Origin of the sequence: Haloterrigena gelatinilytica (genome assembly GCF_013342145.1) — an archaeon.
In the GTDB taxonomy this organism is placed as follows: domain Archaea; phylum Halobacteriota; class Halobacteria; order Halobacteriales; family Natrialbaceae; genus Haloterrigena; species Haloterrigena gelatinilytica.
This window is the reverse complement of sequence record NZ_JABUQZ010000001.1, coordinates 3,581,403-3,599,869: the sequence shown is the minus strand read 5'-3', so window position 1 is coordinate 3,599,869 and position 18,467 is coordinate 3,581,403. Positions and strand designations below refer to the sequence as shown.

Sequence of the window (18,467 nt, the reverse complement as noted above, 5' to 3'; positions counted from 1 at the left end):
TCTCGGTTGCAGCGGTTCGAACGAGTGTCGCGGATCCGATCGGTGCTCGCGGAGGGTCGCGGGAAGATCCTGTTCGCCGTCGCCACCGGCTGGTGTTTCTCGATCGGCGTCCGACTCACGTACCCGGTGTTGTTACCCTTCCTGCGGGAGGCCTACGGCCTCGACCTGACGACGGCGGGGTTCCTGCTGACGGCGCTGTGGCTCGCGTACGCGCTCGGACAGCTTCCCGGCGGGATCCTCGCCGACCGCCTCGGGGAGGGGAACATCCTCGTGGCGAGCTCGCTCGTCTCGGCGATAGCGGTCGGCGTCGTCGCCGTCGCCGACTCGGCGGCGCTGGTCTACCTCGCGACGGCCTGTTTCGGCTTCGGGACGGCGCTGTACGGCGTCGCCCGGTTCACCATCCTCTCGGACGTCTTCCCGAACAACGCGGGGACCGCGGTCGGCGTCACGATGGCCGCCGGCGAAGTCGGGAACGCCGCGCTCCCGCTCGCGGCCGGCGCCATCGCGACGACGCTGGCCTGGCAGTTCGGTTTCGGCATCGCCGCGCCCGTCTTTCTGCTGGTCGCCGGTCTGCTGTGGGCCGTCGTCCCCGGCCGAACCTCCGGCGAGGGCAGCGCCGTCGACAGCCTCTCGCTCGAGACCGTCCGGTACGTCGCCGTCCAGCTGCGCCGCCGGGAGATCGTCGTCGTGACGGCGATCCAGATCCTCACCTACTGCGTCTGGCAGGCGTTTACGGGCTTCTACCCGACCTACCTGATCGAGGTCAAGGGGTTCTCGGAAGGGGTCGCCACGGCGCTGTTCAGCGCGTTCTTCGCGCTCGGCATCGTCGTCCAGCCGACGACCGGACGGCTCTACGACGAGTTCGGGATTCGACGATCGTTGCCGATCGTTCTGGGCGTCATGGCCGTCGCGCTCGTCGCGCTCCCGCTCCTGGAGGGGTTCTGGCCGATCGTCGCCGGGACGGTGTTGCTCTCGAGCATCCTGGGGTACGGGACGATCACGCTGCCGTACATGACGGCGGCGTTCCCGACGGACATGCAGGGGACGGGCGTCGGATTCCTGCGGAGCACCTACATGACGATCGGCGCCGCGAGTCCCGTCCTGTTCGGCGCGTTCGCCGAGCGAGGCTTTTTCGACGAGGGCTACGTCGTGCTGGCGGCGTTCGTCGTCTGCGCGATCGCGCTCGTTCGGTGGCTGCCGGCGCTCTCGGCGGCCGCGACGGACTGACCGGCGGCCCGACGGCGTCTCACTGCCCCGCGTCGGCGTTCTCGGGAACCGTCCCGTCCATCGTCAGCGTTCGTCCGTCGACCTCGAGTGTATCGACCTCGTCGGCCAGCGCCCGAAGCTCCGCGCGAACGTCGTCGGTGATGTCGTCGGGATCGTCGAAGACGAACGCCCAGGTCGCCGTCTCGGGGCCGCGTCCCGGCATCGACACCCCCCAGCAGTAGATCTCGGGGACGTCGACGGCGTCGACGAGCGGTTCCAGATACTCGCCGGTGACGAGGGGCTCCTCGGGCAGCGTCTCGAGCAGGTGCGTCATCCACGGGTCGACGTCCTCGAGGCGGTCGCGGTCGCCGTGTCTGGCGTCGATCGGGTTCTCGTAGCCGGAACCGAGGACGAGCGCGTCGTCGCCGACGGCGATCGGTCCCGCGGACGGTTCGTCGTCGGCGCCGTCGGCGACGGCGTAGCCGCCGTACTCGTCGGTGACTTCGTACCGGTCCGACTCCGCGAGTCGCGTCTCGAGCGCGTCGGCGTCGAACTGACCGAGGACGACCTGCGTCGTCCCCTGGCTGACGAGCGCATCGACCTGGTCCGGATAGACGTCGAGCACCTCGATGACGGGAGAGTTGACGTCCTCTGCGGGCGGCAGATCCGCCGTGTAGTCGAACCGGCCGTTGCTCTCGTTACCGTCGTCGAACAGCCACGCGCGGAACTCCCGCGCGTTAGACCAGTCGACCGCGATCCCAGGGTCGGGCATCTGCTCCCGGCGAGCCTCGATGTCCCCCGCCGGGACCCCGTTGACCCGTTCGGTCGAGTCCTCCGTTCCGTCGTCGCCGTTCTCGTTCGAATTCCCGTTCCCACCGTCATCGTCGCTACTCCCGAGACAGCCGGCGAGGCCGACGCCGGCGGCGACGACCAGTCCGCGCCGCGTCGTGGTCCACTCAGTCATGGTTTCGAGAACATCAAAGCTGTTGAAAAGTGCGAGGTGATTTATCAGTTTTCGAAGGCGGGCGAAAGTCGCACCCGTTAGGCGTTCGCGCGCCAGAGTTCGAAGTTGAGGACCGCCGCGAAGGTGACCCAGAGGAGATACGGCGCGAGCAGCGCCGCGGCGCGGCGATCGACCCGTCGAAACGCGACGATCGTCGCGGCGACGAGCGCCCAGAGGGCGAGAATGATCCCGAGAGCGAGCAGTGGCGCTTCGAGCGCGAAGAACGCGGGCGTCCAGGCGACGTTGCACGCCATCTGGAGGACGAACAGGCCGATCGCGAACCGCCGGCCGGCGTTCTCGCTGCGCCAGACCAGCCACAACGCGATACCGAGCAGCGTAAACAGCGCCGTCCAGACGATCGGAAACGCGACCGACGGCGGGTAGAACCACGGCTTCTCGAGGCGTCGGAACCAGTCGGTGTCCGGTGACGAGAGGAGCCCCGGGAGACCGCCGACGACGTTCACCAGTAGTACGAATCCGACGGCGCGGAGCAGCGGCCTGCGGTCGGGAAGCCGGGCGAAGCGAGCGAGAGCGGCGGTCATGGGGAACCGTAGGCCGCGAATACGGATAGCAGTATTGCGGGCGGCTACGTCGCGGGCCGACGCGCCGGTCAGTGTCGCGTCGTCTGTTCTCGAGCCGATTCCATGAACGTCGCGTGGACGTCCGTCGTCGCCTCGTCGACCCGCTCCCGGCACCGCTCGTAGGTGCCGTCCGGTTGCATCACCCATCGGTTTCGGGTGTCCTGGAGGAGCGTCTCGAGGATTTCGTCGAGCCGGGACTGGAGGCGCGGATCCTCGATCGGGGTGACCGCCTCGACGCGGTTGTCGAGGTTCCGGGTCATCCAGTCGGCCGAGCCGGTGTAGTAGCAGTCCTCGTCGCCCGCCCGGAAGTAGAAGATCCGCGAGTGCTCGAGGAACCGGCCGACGACGCTGTGGACGGCGATGTTCTCGCTGACGTCCTCGAGTCCGGGCCGGAGCCGACAGATGTCGCGAACGACGAGGTCGATGTCGACGCCGGCCATCGACGCGCGGTAGAGTTCGCGGACGAGCTGCGGATCCTCTAACCGGTTCATCTTGGCGACGATTCGGGCGTCCTCGCCGTCGCGGGCGCGCTGGGCGACCGTCCGAACGAGGTCGACGAACCGCTCGCGCATGTTGCCGGGGGCGACGAGCAGTTTGCGGTAGTCGCGGTGCATCGAGTGGCCCGTGAAGTAGTTGAACACGCGCACGAGGTCCTGTCCGATGTCGGGGTCGGCGGTCAGCAGGCCGAGATCCTCGTACTGCTTGGCGGTCTCGGAGTGGTAGTTGCCGGTGCCGATGTGAGAGTATAGCTGAACGCCGTCTTCCTCCTCCCGGACGACCAGCGAGGTCTTCGTGTGGGTCTTGTAGCCGATCGTCCCGTAGGCGACGTGGATCCCCTCCTCCTCGAGTTTCTTCGCCCACTCGAGGTTGTTCTCCTCGTCGAAGCGGGCCTTCAACTCGACCATGACCGCGACCTGTTTCCCGTTGCGGGCGGCCTCGATGAGCGTCTCGATGATCTTCGAGTCGCTGGCCGTGCGGTAGATCGCCGCCTTGATCGCCAGCACGTCCGGATCGTTGGCCGCCTCCTCTAAGAACCGCTGGACGGTGTCCTCGAAGGCGTGGTAGGGGTGGTGGACGAGGACGTCGCGATCGCGGATCACGTCGAAGATGGGACGGCCGTCCTCGCGGGTGCCCAGCCGCGGGTGTGGCTGGGGCGTCCAGTCGGGTAACTGCAGTTCGGGCCGGTCGAGGGCGGCCAGTTCGAAGAAGTCTCGGTAGTCGAGCGGCCCGTCGAGGTGGAAGACCTCCCGCTCGTCGAGTTCGAGTTCGCGCCTGAGGATCTCGAGGATCTTCTCGGGGGCGTCGCGCTCGATCTCGAGGCGGACGACGGTGGCGAACCGGCGCTCCTCCAGAACCTCCTCGATCATCTCGATGAGGTCCTCGGCGACCTCCTCGTCGCGGCGGACCTCGGCGTTTCGCGTCACCCGGAACAGGGCCGTGTCGACGACTTCGACGTCCGGAAACAGCAGGTCGAGGTTCGCTTGAACGATGTCCTCGAGGAGCACGTAGCGGTCGTCCTCACCGAGTTGGACGAACCGGACCTGGTTGCGCGGGATCTTCACTCGCGAAAAGGTGAGATCGGCGCCGGGTCGTTCGCGGGTCAGGACGCCGAGGGAAAGGCTCTGGTTCGAGATGAACGGGAAGGGGTGGGCCGGATCGAACGTCAGCGGCGTCAGGGTCGGCAGGACCGAACTCTCGAAGTAGTTCCGAACCTCCCGTTGCTCGGCGGCCGAGAGCTCGTCGTAATCGACGATGTGGATCCCTTCCTCGTCGAGGGCGGGTCGGATCTCCTCCCGGTAGCAGCGACTCTGGCGCTCGAGCAGCGAGCGGGCCTCGTCCAGGACCTCCCGCCACTGCTGGCGGGGCGTGCGGCCGTCGGGCGTCTCCTCGGTGATGCCCGCAGCGATCTGCTGTTTGAGCCCCCCGACACGTTTCCGGATGAACTCGTCGACGTTCGTCGTGAAGATCGCGAGGAACTTGACCCGCTCGAGCAGCGGGTTCTTCTCGTCCATGGCCTCGTGGAGGACGCGACGCTGGAATTCGAGGACGCTGTGTTCGCGGTTGAGGTAGTAGCGCGGATCCGAGAGGTCGACGGACTCGGCCCGGGCGCCGCCCGCTCCCGAGGCCGCGTCGGTCGCCGCCGCGGCGTCCGAGACGGTCGCCTCGTCGACCGACAACGTGTCGGCGGGAACGACGCTGGTCGGCGCGGAGTCGTCGGCGTCGGGCTCGGACTCGGTCCCGGTCCCGTCGCCGGAGTCGGCGGCGGGCGCGTCGTCGGCATCCCCGCCGTACGCGAGCGACGCGTCGTCGGCTTCCTCCTCGGCCGTCGCGTCGGCGTCGCCCGCCGACGAACCGCCGTCGCTCATCGCTCGAGCGGTCGGCACGTCGTCTCGGTTCGTGCGGTTCGGTCGGTCGGTCGGTCGATTCCACTGCTCCGCTCGGTCGGATTCGGACGTGTCATCCCCCTTCATCCCAATCTCACTCCGCAGGTTCGGCGAACTTCTCGTCCGGGCGCGGCTGGTGCTCGGGCGTCGAGACGCTCACGAACCGCTCGCCGCAGAGGTCGTAGGCCGTGAGCCGACCGCCGTAGACACAGCCCGTATCGAGGCCGACGGCCCACTCGCGTTCGACGGGCTCGTCGAGCACGGTGTGGCCGAAAAAGACCCGCAGCGGGCCCGCGTACTCGTCGAACCAGAACGGGCCGTCGTAGCCGTCGCCGTTCGGACTCCGCATCGTCAGCAGGTCTCGATCCGAGTGCTCCGAGAGCGGCCGCGCGGGATCGACGCCGCCGTGGACGACGAGGTGGTCGTCCCACGAGATGGCGGTCGGCAGCGACTCGAGGTACCGATAATCGGCCGGTTCGAGCGCCTCGAGGTCGGCCTCGTCGTCGAGGAATTTCTGCTCGTTGTTCCCCCGGACCGACCGCAGCTGCGGCGAGTCCCGCACCCGCTCGAGGACCGCCTTGCTCTCCGGTCCCTTCCGGACCAGATCGCCGACGAACACGCCGAGGTCGTTCGGGCCGAACTCGAGCGTCGAGAGCAGCCGCTCGAGGGAGTCGAGACAGCCGTGGACGTCGCCGATTACGTAGACGTCGTCGTAGGAGTCGGCGTCGAGACGCTGATGGTCGAACGATACCTCGTCGTCGGCAGCGGATGGAACAATCGTCACGAGTGCCCTACCAAAAGCTTCGAAAAATCAGAGATAAGATGTTATATTTTATATACGTTTGAATACGTACCAGTACATAGTCCATCATATCCGCTCTCGGAGCGGATTCGGTTCGGCTCTCGAAACGGGACGCACGGCCGGTCGGCCCGGAGTACGTACTCCGACGACGACTCAGAGCGATCGTGATAGGGCTTCAGACTGGCCAAAACGGGCCGAGTGACGAGTTCGAATCGGGAGGATGAATTGATCGACGGGGACTCGGTACTCCCCTCCGCCGAGCGGACGGGGCGTTCGATATCGCAAATGGATCCCACTGTCGTCGGATTCTACGTTCGAAACTCGAGAATACGTTTTCGAACGTACAGCTATTATCCGAAGTATTAAATACATATTAGTCAGTATGATTCGACGACTCATGGGAGGGGAACTCAGAATTCGCGTCGACGAGGAACGGATGCCGCCGCCGGTCGAGGGGCACGACGCCGAGGACGACGTGTGGCGGCTCTCGCTCGAGCACCACCGCGACCTGCTGCTCGATATCACGGGCGTCGATCCGACAGGCGAACTCACGCTCCGCGAACTGGAGACGATCCGGGCGCGACTCGAGGGGTATGTCGAACGAGAGAAACGAGCGTCGGCCGGAATCGCCGACTCGACCGCACGCGAGGAGCGGGCACGCGGTCCGTCCCCGCTTCGTCGACTGGTGGGACGACTCCTCGACGTCATTCCGTCCGTCGGAACGCGGCTCCGCGGTTCGAAAGCGAGCGAGCGACCGGCCGGATCGCAGCGATCCTACTCGGTCTCGAGGGTCCAGCGACTCGCCGAGGTGTTCCGGATCGCGATCGACGCTCGACGCGCGGAGATTCCGTCCGCGAGCGTCGATCCGCTGACCGACGCGACCGCGAGGACCGGTTCGTCGGCCGACGTGGCCGCGGACTGAACCAGGTCGGCGTCTCGAGTCGGCCTCGACCGTCGGAGAACAACGGGTTCGATCGACGAGAGTAGCGGAATCGATCGTCAAGGCAGCGGCATCGGTCGTCGGATCGGTAGATTCGACGTTATCGCCACGAGCGGTCGCGAGACACGCACATATCGTTCCCACTACCGTCCGGCTGTCTCTCGTCCTCTCCGGATAATATAAATGCTTTAATTGTAGTTCAGATAACAGTATTCGTGGTCCCCCTATGATCGCAATCGACGCACTCGAGGTGATCCCATGAGCACGCTTGCCGTCGCGAAGAAGGACTACCACGACGCCATCCGCTCGAGAGAGCTGTGGGCGCTGATCGCGGTGTTCGTGTTGTTCCTCGGCGGTGCAGCGCTGATCGACCTGTGGGCCGATACCAGCATCGACGACGGCCTCCCGGTCGTGGTGTTGCTGACCTCGATATTCGTGATGGTCTTTCTCGTCCCCTGTGCGGCGCTGCTGGTGAGCATCAAGTCGATCGTCCGCGAGCGATCGCTCGGAACCATCATCTTCCTGCTCGCCCTCCCGCACTCGCGGTTCGAGGTCTACGTAGGGAAGCTCCTGGGTCGACTGGCCGTCTTCACGACGGCGGTCCTGGTCGGCTATCTCCCGGCGCTGCTCCTCCTCGCTGCCGGCGTCGACGGCTTCGATCCGGTCCCGTTCGTGGGCGTGCTGGTCGTCATGCTGTTGTTCGGCTTCATCTACGTCGTTCTCGGACACAGCGTGTCCGCGATGACGACGTCGGAGACGCGCGCGAGCGTCGCCGGATTCGCCGTCTTCGTCCTCATGTACACGTGGGACACGCTGTTCTACGTGCTCAACAGTCAGTTCGAACTCCTCGACGGCCACGCGGAGACGTTCGTCCTGCGCTTCCAGCTCCAGACCGTCGCCGAGGATATCGTCAAGGCGGTCGAGTCGCTGCGGGACAGCGACGTCGGCAGTGCCTCGGTGGCCGTCAGCGGCGGCGGCGACGTCCCGTTCTACCTCCACCACTGGTTCGCGGTCGTCGTGCTCGGCATCTGGCTCGGGCTGCCGCTAGCGCTTGGCTACTGGCGATTCAGCCGCGCCGATCTGTGAACAGCGTCACTGGAGTGTGCCTCGAGCGGCCACTCGAGGCCGTCAGTGATGGTGTGGGACGCTCGGCGTGGCCGTCATCGCGCTCGTTCGTTTTCCGCTTCGGCGGACTCGCCGTCGACTTCGGATTCGGGCTCGTCCTCGGATTCGGAGTCCGCCTCGGACTCGGACCCGGTCTCGAGCAGCCGACGCTGAAGCCGTCCGCCGACCGACGCGTCGACGTCGGGTAGCGGAACGCCGGGGAGAAACGGCATCGACGCAACGTCGAGGCGGACCGAGACGAGATCGACGCGTCGCTGGAACGGGCTCTGCGAGACGGAGAGGTTCTGAACGGTGTCGGTCGGGACGACGTACGTCCGACGCGTCCAGAAGCCGCGCCGGACGACGACGTGGTCCTCGAGCAGCGCGTAGCCGCGATGACTCCACGTCACGTGGCCCGCGAGCGGCGTGAGCGCGAGCAGGGGGGCGAAGAGCGGAAGGGGAATCACTCGAGTCGCCGGGACGAACCGCTGGGCGATCACTGTCCCAACGGCCAGCGCGACGACCCCGAGGGCGTACCTGACGACGTACCGCCGGCGCGCACGGTCGGGGAGGGGCTGAAGTCGAACCGCCGATCGATCGACCCCGACAGCTCGCTCGACGAGGTCCCACGCGACGTCACGCCGGGCCAGCGGCGCCAGCGGCCACTTCAATCCGAACGGAGCGGGATCGGAGAGCCCGGCGGTGCCGATATCCGCCTGCGCCAGCCCCAGCCGTCGGTGGAGCGGATTCGACCGAACGCGAGCGATCTGGATGCGGTCGCTCGAGACGTCCGCGTCGGTCGTCCGAAAGAGCCCGTGTTGTCGCCGAAACGAGCCCTCGCCCGCGGAGAGGCGAAAGCGGGCCATCCGTTCGATCCCGAGGGCGACGCCGGCGAGCCAGCCGGTGAGGACGACCAGCCCCAGCATAACCGCCGGCGACAGCGGCAAGAGATCTTCGAGGACGGCGACGGCGGTCGATCGCAGGTCGGTCATCGCGTCCGGTTCGAAGTAGTGTGCTCCAACCCACGCCAGCGCGGCCAGGAGCACCGTCTTGGTGTGGGTTCGGGTCACGCCGTACAGGGCCAGTTCCCGCGGTCGAAGCGTGAAGACGCGACGGCGATCCGGCGGTTCCGCGGACGTCGCATCGACGTCGGCGGCCGACTGGATCCGCTGCTGGAGGTCCTCGGCGTCGGCCCGCTCGAGGTACCGCACCGAGAGGTCGGCCTCGTCGGGATTGCCGGCGGTCTCGCACTCGAGGGCGGCGAGTCCGAACGGGCGGCTCACCGTCGTCGTCGAGACCGTCGACCGCTGGATTCGGGAGAACGGGATCGTTCGGCGTTTCGGCCGGAGGATTCCGGACCGGACGACGATCGACTCCTCCTCGAGGGTGAGTTCGTAGCGCCACCACTCGACGGCCTGGATGGCGAGCTGGAGGAGCCCGACGAAGACGGCGAGCAGCACGAGCCGCACCAGTCCGGAGGTGAGTACATCGATTCCGGACGCCGATCCGTCGCCGAGCACCGTCAGCATCACCGCGAGTATCGCGACCGTCGTGAAGTCGACGTTCTCGAGCGCTCTGACCGGAATTGACCGGATATCAGGCTTCAGACGCGTGTGCGCACTCATACGCCCGACTCACCTCTGGCGAGCCGGTCGAGTCGGTCCGCGAGATCGGCCGCGGTGTCCGAGTCGAGTCCGGGGATCGCGACCCGCCCGCCGAACGTCCCCGCGGTGTAGAGTCGGACGGAGACGAGGCCGAACGGCCTCGCGAGGAGCGGTTCGTCGACGTCGACCTGCTGGATGCTCGCGGCGGGAACGACCGTCTCGTTGACGGTGACCAGCCCGCGGCGCACGTAGACGCCGTCGTCGGTGATAGCGTATCGGAACCGGCGGTAGCGGACGACCGCCAGCGGGATTCCGGCGACGGGACTCGCCGCCGCGACGGTGAGGAGGGGCCGCTCGAGACTCGAGTCCGAGAGGACGACCGTCGCGACGATCGCCGCGACGACGCCGACGAGCAGCCACGTGATCGCCCAGACGATCCGTATGCGTGGATGTATTCGGTTCGTCGCCGATTCGGCGGGGGACCGACTCGAGGGCTCGTCCATCACGTCGAGGATCTGTACATGGTATATTTAAATCTACACGTTCGGGCTGAAATAGACGATAGCGCCGCGGGAGGAAGTCGGCTCGAACACCGCGGTCACTTCCATCCCGCTTTCCGAACGCGTAACCGCGACCGTCTCGAGTCGCCGGCAATGGCAACACAGGACGAGGGACGTCATCGATCGAGCATCCGCTCCTCGAGTCCGACGTCCTCGAGCGCCGACGCTACCAGTTGAAACTCGCGGGAACGGCCGCGAACCGTCACACGCTCATCTGTCTCCGACCGGCCTCGGGAAGACCACGGTGAACCCGTTCGTCACCGCCCATCGGTCGATTGGTTTCGACGACGGCTGAGACGATGATCCTTCCGTGTCGTTGAGCGGGCCGACCGCAACTGTCCGAGCGGTGACCGAGTTACGGTTCCCGTTCGAGCCTCGAGAGCGATTCGATTCGGTCGGACGTCGGTGGATGCGTGCCGAAGAACCGTCGCTCGAGTCGGCGGAGGCGCTTTCGGAGCCACCAGTACGACGGCTCGGTGTCGCCTTCGGGACCGAGCATAACCGTTTCGGGGTCCGCCGGTTCCAGCGGCAGGATCGAGAGCGAAGAGACGGCTGAGGCGTCCCTGAGATCGCGCTCGGGCGTCTCGGCGATTTCCTGATCCAAGCGGGAGAGCGCACTGGCGAGGGCGGCGGGAGAGCCGGTCACCGCCGCGGCGGCCCGGTCCGCGGCGCGTTCCCTGGCTCTCGAGAGGTGGGCCGTGAGCAGTCGTCCGACGACCCACACGGCATTCGTCAGAAACAGGAGGAACACGGCCGTGACGATTCCGGGGTGGTCGATCCGCGCGATTCGCGATCGCAATCCGGCCGCGAGAACGACGGGGAGGGAAACGATCGTCATCACCATCGCGTCCCGGTTTTTGACATGTGCCAGTTCGTGGGCGATTACCGCTTCGAGTTCGTCCGAGTGATCGAGCGTCTCGATCGTTCCGTGCGAGAGTACCAGATGGATGTTCGTCGGTCGAAATCCGACCGCCAGCGCCTCGGGCGCGTCGCGCTCCGATACGGCGATCGTCGGCGGTGGCACGTCCAGTCGAGCGGCGACGCGGGTCGCTGTCTGGTACAACTCCGGAGCCGTCTCGCGATCGATCGGACGCGCATCCGAAAGCCGTTCAATCGTCTCGAGGTGTCTGTACTCGAGATAGCCGATCGCGACTACTATCATGGCCGTAATACCGACGGCAATCGAGACGGGGGACGGACTTCCGATCAGAACGAGTGCGCCGTAAAACGTCGCCCACACGCTGACGAGAAGTCCGATCGCGACTAGCAGCAGTCCGACGAGCGAAGCGATCATTCGCAATTGTAATCTGCGTACTGTGGAGGGCATAATCGATATCTCGAGACGGTTTTTCAAAAGAGCGATGGTGATGGATTACTGACTCTACAGGCTGTATCGTCATGTGATTTTGGTGATTGATTACTATGCACCCGAGTAGCCGCTTCGCGGCCAGTACGTATCATGAAGATGCCGTAAACAGGCGAGGATTTCGGTGTGTTGAACCTCTCATTGAACTTGATATAGTCGCCATCACTGACTGAGAGATCTAGTTCTGTGAGTTCGTATTCCACCGACGAGCGCTCCACCTCCAACGACCACGAGAACGCCTATGGTAAGGGGACTTGCCCCTCCACGCACGAGAAAACCGGCGATGGCGAGCGAGAGGATGCCGAAGCCAGCCATGATATACCCGAACATCGTTGGACGTACAATTACGATCAGAAGACCGAACCAAACGATCGTTGGATAGAGGGAGAATATACTCACGCCAGTCATAAGGTATCCAACGATACTGAGGCCGAATATCAAAAGTGCTAGAACTAAATACACGTACTGCCACCGTTCCAGCGAAGTCATACAGATTTTACTACTATGCAGTATTTTGTAAATTTTTCTATGTCAGATAATAGAACCACATCTGGCAAATATACTACTATGTTTTTGATACGGTTCAGATACCGAAATAGTCGGAGATACGAGACACGTGTTTCGATATGTGGCGAATATTGGGTTTTACGTTCTGTCTCTACGGAATTGCACCAGGAATAGGCGGGGTAGCAGCCATCGTCGCGAATGCAACTGCAATTCCAATGGCTGTGAGGACCAGAAGCACTTCCGGCGGACTCATGCCTGCCGCATCGTACAGATCCTCTGCAAAACTGTAACTCAGATCGTACAGCGCTTGAGCGAGTTCGCGAACCGATACCTCTCGCGGATCCGGCATATCCGGGCACTCTGTCACGACACACGCGTTCTGACCGGTGCTTATTAGTTCGAGATAGAAGCACCCGTTGGCTTCGTTGATCATCGCGTTAAAGCCGATCTGGTATTGAATGTCTCCTTCGACCTCACCGTCATCAATGTGGACACTGGGCCCGTAGCCGAACGTCATACCGACACGCCGTCCGGTAAAGTTGACGTTTCCGCAGGAAAGCGGCATCTGCGTCACTGGATTATTAGCGATTGCGCAGAACTCGTCACCGAGCGGAATGTTAACGCACCAGTTGAAGGGGAGTCCGGTCGGAACGCCGGGAATCCAACTCGGCCAGCTCGGCGTCACTACACGGTCGTCGTAGACCTCCTTCCGAATCTCTCGTCGAGCTATTCGGTTGAGTTCGGCGACGACAGCATCTTTCTCTTCTTCAGTGAATTCGTACTCGGTCGCGTTCTCGGACGCATCCTCCTTCGCTTGTGCGCTTCCTGCTGTGGAGAGAAGAACACTGGAACCCGCAATACCGACACCCGCTTTTCGGAGGACGTTTCTTCGATTAACATGATGGTCTTCTTTTTCAACCATATCCAGTTGTAAATACATGTTTCGGCGTATTAATTCTTTTCATGGTTTTCTCTATTAGATTTTATATACCACCCATAATAAGAATGTATTAAACATTTCTAATTATATTTCTGATAGATTTAAGAATTATAAGGGAACGGCAGTCTCGCGATCGGTCGTGGTTCGAGAACCACCAAAATCAGATCTCGGCAACAATCGTGTTCGACCGAAACCGTCGCGATATAATCAGCGGAAATGATTCGGACCAGGTCTTCGAGCGGGCGACCAGAGCGGACTAATCGGACATCGCTGGAGTAAGGATAGCGAACTGATAGGAGTTACGAGGATGGTACCACAACGCGAGCCCATTACGTCGAGTGCGAGGCCGAAGAGTACGAGACGTAACCACAATACATAATCCAACAGGGTAGTCGACGTCGAACATGACGCGAATACACGCGAACGACCCCGTTCACTTCCACCCCGCTTTCTCAACGCTTAACCGCGACCGTCTCGAATCGCCGGCAATGGCAGCACAGGACGAGGAACCGCCCTCGATCGAGCATCCGCTTCTCGAGCCCGACTTTCTAGAACGACGACTCTACCAGCTAAAGCTCGCGGGCACGGCCGCGAACCACCACACGCTCGTCTGTCTCCCCACGGGGCTGGGGAAGACGACGGTGAGCCTGCTCGTCACCGCGCGCAGACTCGAGGAGGTCGGCGGGAAGTCGCTGATGCTCGCGCCGACGAAACCCCTCGTCCAGCAACACGCCGATTTCTACCGCGAGGCGCTGCAGATCCCCGACGAGGAGATCGTCGTGTTTACGGGCGACGTCAGCCCCGACGACCGCGCCGCGACGTGGGAGGAGGCGACGGTCGTGATGGCGACCCCGCAGGTGATCGAGAACGACCTCGTCGGGAGTCGAATCTCGCTTGCCGACGTGACCCACATCACGTTCGACGAGTGCCACCGCGCGACCGGTGACTACGCCTACAACTACATCGCCGAGCGCTACCACGCCGACGCGACGGATCCGCTGGTGACCGGCATGTCGGCCTCGCCCGGCGGCGACGAGGAGGCCATCCTCGAGGTCTGCGAGAACCTCGGCCTCCGGGAGGTCGAGGTGATGACCGAGGAGGACGCCGACGTCGATGAGTTCACCCACGACACCGACGTCGAGTGGGAGCGCATCGACCTCCCCGAGGAGGTCATCGAGATCCGCGACGCGCTGAACGAGGTGATCAAAGAGCGCCTCGAGAAGCTGAAGGAACTGGGCGTGGCGTCCTCGACCCAGCCCGACCAGTCCCAGAAGGACCTGAACCGGATGCGCGCCGAACTCCAGAAACTGATCAACAACGATCAGTCGGAGGGGTTCGAGGGGATGTCCATCCACGCGGAAATCATGAAGCTCCGGCAGGCCGTGACGCTGGTCGAAACCCAGAGCGTCGAGGCCGTCCGCCGGTACTTCGACCGCCAGCGCAACCAGGCCCGCTCGTCGGGCGCCTCGAAGGCGAGCCAGCGGCTGGTCTCCGATCCGCGGGTGCGCGAGGCGATGCGCAAGGCCGAGAGCTTCGACCAGCTCCACCCCAAGTACCGCAAGACCCGGATGCTGCTCGCCGAGACGCTCGGCCTCGAGGGCGGCGAGCGCGTCATCGTCTTCACCGAGTCCCGCGATACGGCGGAGGCGCTGACGGAGTTCCTCTCCGAGAGCTTCGACGCCAAGCGCTTCGTCGGCCAGGGCGACCGCGAGGGGAGCGACGGGATGACCCAGAAGGAACAACAGGAAGTGCTCGACCAGTTCCGCGGCGGCGAGTTCGAGGTGCTCGTCTCCACCTCGGTCGCCGAGGAGGGGCTCGACGTCCCGGAGGTCGACCTGGTGCTGTTCTACGAACCCGTCCCGACGGCGATCCGCTCGATCCAGCGGAAGGGCCGAACCGGCCGCCAGTCCGAGGGTCGGGTGGTCGTCCTGATGGCCGAGGACACCCGCGACGAGGCCTACTTCTGGATCTCGCGGCGCCGCGAGAAGGAGATGGAGTCGGAGCTGCGCGACCTGAAGGGGGTCGCCGACGACTTAGCGGAGGAGTTAGACGACTCCCAGCAGGCGCTGACGGATTTCGACGGGAGCGAGGAGCGACGCTCCTCGGACGGGGCGGGCGGCGGAGCCGCGAGCCGAGGCGCTCTGGAAAGCGAAGTGAAAGTGGACGGTCGCGGCGAAAACCCCGACGCCGTCGGCGATTCTTCCAGTGGAAGCGGGGGGGTTTCGGCACAGCCCGGCCTCCGGGAGTTCGCGGGCGACGACGGAGCCGAAGACGACGCCGCCGGAGGCGCTGGGAGCGACGACCCGGAGGAAGAGACGGTCGAAACCCACGAACCCCACGCCGAGGGCGACGCCATCGAGGTCGTCGCCGACCAGCGCGAGATGGACGCCAACATCGCGCGGGACCTCTCGAGACGCGAGGAGATCGAGGTCCGCCTCGAGACGCTCGACGTCGGCGACTACGTCCTGTCGGACCGCGTGGTCGTCGAGCGCAAGTCCGTCGCGGACTTCGTCGACTCGCTGGTCGGCGGCGACCGGTCGGTCTTCGAGCAGGTCGGCGCGATGGCCCGCCACTACTCCCGCCCGATCGTCGTCGTCGAGGGCGACGGCCTCTACGAACAGCGGGACGTCCACCCGAACGCCGTCCGGGGCGCGCTCTCGAGTCTGGCCGTCGACTTCGGCGCGAGCGTCCTCCGGACGGAGGGCGAACAGGAGACGACCGAGCTGCTGGCGGTGATCGCCGGCCGCGAGCAGGAGACCGCCGACCGGGAGGTGTCGGTCCACGGCGAGAAGCAGTCCAAGACGCTCGCCGAACAGCAGGAGTACGTCGTCTCTTCGATCGCCGAGATCGGGCCCGTGACGGCGCGATCGCTGCTCGAGGAGTTCGGCACGGTCGAGGCGGTGATGATCGCGACCGAAGAGGAGTTACAGGAAGCCGACGGCGTCGGGGCGGTGACCGCCGAGCGGATCCGAGAGGTCATCGGGAGCGAGTACACGGGGTAGTCGGTCGCCGCTCGAACCCGACCGCTCGCGTCGGGTTCGACTCAGTCGCTCGCGTCGGACGCGATCCCCTCGTCGCGCTCGCCGGGAACGGAGACCCGATCGGCGTCGCCTTCCGCGCGGGCGACGATACGTTCGGCCGCGTAGACGCTCCCCACACCGAGGACGATGCCGGCCACGACGTCCGACAACCAGTGGATGCCCAGGTACATCGTCGAGAAGACGACGCTGGCGGCCACGAACGCCGCGATCGGGAGCCAGCGGGGGTACTCCCGGCGCGAGCGCCACGCGAACAGCAAGACGACGACCGCCAGCGACGTGTGCAGGGACGGGAACACGTCCGTGTTCGCCGAGACCGCCGCCGTCATGTCCTGGGTCTGCGGATAGAAGCTGTACATGAGTCCGTCGACGGTCGACAGGTGGTTGCGGGGGCCGTACGCGATAAACAGCGTGTAACAGATCGCGCCGATCGCGTAGTTGAACACGTACGCGATGAGCAGTTCCTTGAGGTGGCGCTGGGAGGACAGCGCGAAGTAGAGGATCGGCGCGGTCACCAGGAGGAACGGGAACCCGAACATGTACATGACGGAGAAGAACTCGAGCGTGGACCGCGGGACGATAGCCTGGAGGTGGGCGACGAACTCGCCTTCGACGGTGTAGAGTTCGGCCGTGATGTCCCAGTCGAGCGCGTGCGAGAGCTTCACGCTGTAGTCGTGGGTCAACCGCTTGGTCAGGAAGAACAGCGCCGCGGCGCCGAGATACGGGGCGACGTCCCGGAGTCGGTGATCGTACTCACCGATGGTTCGGCGGAGTTGCCGCCGATCGAGACAGAGAACGCACGTCATCGTCAGTCCAGCCAAGACGGCGAGGCCGGTCAGGAGGAGCATATTTAGCAGGGCCATGTTCGTATCGGTCTGGTTATTCTAGTAATTCTATAGCTTCGGCTTACTTATATCTATTTACTCGAGCGGAGGACAAACTCGCGATCGCTCGAGGAGACGCGACGATTCGAAGATCCGTCTATCGACGTCTCTCGTCCGAAACAGCGGAGAAACCGTAGATATCGACGCTGTCCGCACTGTGTCGCGGCTGTCGTCGGAGCGTGACGCCGCGTCTCACCTCGGTGAGCGGATCACCCCTCGTAGCCGGCGTACTCCATGAGATCCGCGAAGACGTCGGTGTCCATCGCGTCGCGGTAGACGATGCCGTTGACCATCCCACCGGGGTAGGAGGTCCCGTTCATGGCGTGGTTGACCTTGTGGCAGTGCATGAGGTAGATGCCGGGGTCGGCGTCGGCCTCGAACTCGATCGTGTGGCGTTCGGCTGGCGCGACGTTGGTGATGTCCTGTTCGTACTGGGCGGCTTCGGGAATCTGGCCGCCGTCCTTCTCGACGAGGCGGTACCGGTGGTTGTGCGTGTGCATCGGGTGGGACATGTAGCCCGCGTTGACCATGTGAAGGCGGACGGTGTCGCCGCGGTCGACGATGATGGGCGATCCCTCCTCGGGGTGGAGCGTCCGCGGGAGGCTCTTCCCGTTGATCGTGAACACGTCGGGATTCCGCTGGCGCGGACTGTAGTCGACGTTCTCGCCGGCCATCTGCCGGTTGACCCGCGAGTCCCAGTCCTTGAGGGTGAAGAAGTACTCCCTGTCGGCGGGTTCGTATCCCTTCGGATCGACGCGGAAGATGCCGTACATCCCCATATCGATGTGCCGGTGGGTCTGGTAGTGGCAGTGATAGAAGTGCGTCCCGGGGACGTTCGCCGGAATCGTGTAGGTGTGTTTCTCGCCGGGATAGACCGTCACCCCGGTCGTCGTGGGAACGCCGTCGTTCTTCCAGGACTTCCGCACGCCGTGGAAGTGGAGGGTGTGGGGATGGCCGGCGTCCGTGTTGTCCAGCGTGACTTCCATATCGTTCCCCTCCGTCGTCCGAAGGATCGGCCCGGGAACGCTCGGCTCGCCGTCGTCGGCCTGGAACGCCCAGACCTGCGGGAGTTCGATCGGTCCGCCCATCGAATCCATCGGGTGGACGGGGTGGCGGGCCGTCACCGAACGCAGCGTCACGCTCCCGCCCTGCTCGTCGACCCGGACGACTTCGGGCGCGCTCGTCTGCGGGAGGCCGGACGACGCGTCCTCCTCGTCGCCGCTCGAGTCCGACGACTCGGGATCTGCCCCCTGACCGCGACTCATACAGCCGGCGAGGGCCGCCGCGCCGCCGGTAGCGATCATCAGTTCGCGTCGCGAGAGCCCGGACCCGGGTGCGCCGATACGGTCGTTCATAGACAGTTGCCCTATGAAGCGCCGTCGTATAACGGAGCGAGCCCGTTCTTACCGGGCGAGAAGTCCCGAGAACACGTTCTCCGAAACAGTTATAAGGGGGCGCGCTCGCGATCGCGACTCGCCTTCCGTTCGACTACGGCGAACCGACTCGAGCGATCGGAACGACTGAAAACGGTGTCGAGCGACCCGACGG

General features: G+C 64.6%; 15 protein-coding genes. 4 read left to right on the top strand and 11 right to left on the bottom strand.

The genetic code is table 11. From position 1 onward, the window contains the following. Positions 1-6 precede the first annotated feature (6 nt). Positions 7-1,227: an MFS transporter gene (locus tag HTZ84_RS17845; protein ID WP_217468412.1), complete on the top strand. Its 1,221-nt coding sequence runs from the start codon at positions 7-9 to the stop codon at positions 1,225-1,227. Positions 1,228-1,246: 19 nt separating this feature from the next. Here the strand turns inward: HTZ84_RS17845 and HTZ84_RS17840 are convergent, their stop codons facing one another. The 4 genes from HTZ84_RS17840 to HTZ84_RS17825 form a co-directional block, all read right to left on the bottom strand. Beyond that, entirely contained in the window at positions 1,247-2,170 is a 924-nt protein-coding gene (locus tag HTZ84_RS17840) for a hypothetical protein (RefSeq protein ID WP_174681910.1), read from the bottom strand. A 77-nt stretch (positions 2,171-2,247) separates the two neighbouring features. After that, the gene (locus tag HTZ84_RS17835) at positions 2,248-2,751 is read right to left on the bottom strand and encodes a TspO/MBR family protein (RefSeq protein WP_174681909.1); all 504 of its coding nucleotides are present in this window, start codon (positions 2,749-2,751) and stop codon (positions 2,248-2,250) included. A 68-nt stretch (positions 2,752-2,819) separates the two neighbouring features. After that, entirely contained in the window at positions 2,820-5,261 is a 2,442-nt protein-coding gene (ppk1, locus tag HTZ84_RS17830) for a polyphosphate kinase 1 (protein ID WP_174681908.1), read from the bottom strand. A gap of 7 nt (positions 5,262-5,268) precedes the next feature. After that, on the bottom strand, positions 5,269-5,958 hold the full coding sequence (locus HTZ84_RS17825) for a metallophosphoesterase family protein (protein ID WP_174681907.1): 690 nt from the start codon (positions 5,956-5,958) through the stop codon (positions 5,269-5,271). A 400-nt stretch (positions 5,959-6,358) separates the two neighbouring features. Here HTZ84_RS17825 and HTZ84_RS17820 point away from each other — a divergent pair, with 400 nt between their 5' ends. Both HTZ84_RS17820 and HTZ84_RS17815 read left to right on the top strand, forming a co-directional pair. Beyond that, complete coding sequence (locus HTZ84_RS17820) at positions 6,359-6,898, top strand: hypothetical protein (protein ID WP_254611774.1); 540 nt, start codon at positions 6,359-6,361, stop codon at positions 6,896-6,898. A 276-nt stretch (positions 6,899-7,174) separates the two neighbouring features. Further along, the gene (locus HTZ84_RS17815) at positions 7,175-8,002 is read left to right on the top strand and encodes an ABC transporter permease (RefSeq protein WP_174681906.1); all 828 of its coding nucleotides are present in this window, start codon (positions 7,175-7,177) and stop codon (positions 8,000-8,002) included. 74 nt (positions 8,003-8,076) lie between these two features. On the opposite strand, the gene HTZ84_RS17810 is transcribed toward HTZ84_RS17815, so the two are convergent. The 5 genes from HTZ84_RS17810 to HTZ84_RS17790 form a co-directional block, all read right to left on the bottom strand. Continuing rightward, positions 8,077-9,645 carry a PH domain-containing protein gene (locus tag HTZ84_RS17810; protein ID WP_174681905.1) on the bottom strand — a complete coding sequence of 523 codons (1,569 nt, stop codon included), beginning with the start codon at positions 9,643-9,645 and terminating at the stop codon, positions 8,077-8,079. Then, entirely contained in the window at positions 9,642-10,127 is a 486-nt protein-coding gene (locus tag HTZ84_RS17805) for a PH domain-containing protein (protein ID WP_174681904.1), read from the bottom strand. The genes HTZ84_RS17810 and HTZ84_RS17805 overlap by 4 nt, the downstream gene beginning before the upstream one ends. Before the next feature lie 412 nt (positions 10,128-10,539). Beyond that, on the bottom strand, positions 10,540-11,511 hold the full coding sequence (locus HTZ84_RS17800) for a M48 family metalloprotease (protein WP_394353283.1): 972 nt from the start codon (positions 11,509-11,511) through the stop codon (positions 10,540-10,542). Positions 11,512-11,712: 201 nt separating this feature from the next. Then, the gene (locus HTZ84_RS17795) at positions 11,713-12,039 is read right to left on the bottom strand and encodes a hypothetical protein (protein WP_174681902.1); all 327 of its coding nucleotides are present in this window, start codon (positions 12,037-12,039) and stop codon (positions 11,713-11,715) included. Between the two features lie 169 nt (positions 12,040-12,208). After that, the gene (locus tag HTZ84_RS17790; protein ID WP_174681901.1) at positions 12,209-12,979 is read right to left on the bottom strand and encodes a hypothetical protein; all 771 of its coding nucleotides are present in this window, start codon (positions 12,977-12,979) and stop codon (positions 12,209-12,211) included. A gap of 506 nt (positions 12,980-13,485) precedes the next feature. Between HTZ84_RS17790 and HTZ84_RS17785 the strand changes: the two genes are divergently transcribed. Further along, on the top strand, positions 13,486-15,999 hold the full coding sequence (locus HTZ84_RS17785; protein ID WP_174681900.1) for a DEAD/DEAH box helicase: 2,514 nt from the start codon (positions 13,486-13,488) through the stop codon (positions 15,997-15,999). 41 nt (positions 16,000-16,040) lie between these two features. Here HTZ84_RS17785 and HTZ84_RS17780 read toward each other — a convergent pair whose 3' ends face one another. Together HTZ84_RS17780 and HTZ84_RS17775 are read right to left on the bottom strand one after the other, a co-directional pair. After that, a complete protein-coding gene (locus tag HTZ84_RS17780) occupies positions 16,041-16,898 on the bottom strand; it encodes a phosphatase PAP2 family protein (RefSeq protein ID WP_174681899.1) in 858 nt (285 codons plus the stop codon). A gap of 230 nt (positions 16,899-17,128) precedes the next feature. After that, a complete protein-coding gene (locus HTZ84_RS17775) occupies positions 17,129-18,274 on the bottom strand; it encodes a multicopper oxidase domain-containing protein (RefSeq protein WP_174681898.1) in 1,146 nt (381 codons plus the stop codon). Positions 18,275-18,467 lie beyond the last annotated feature (193 nt).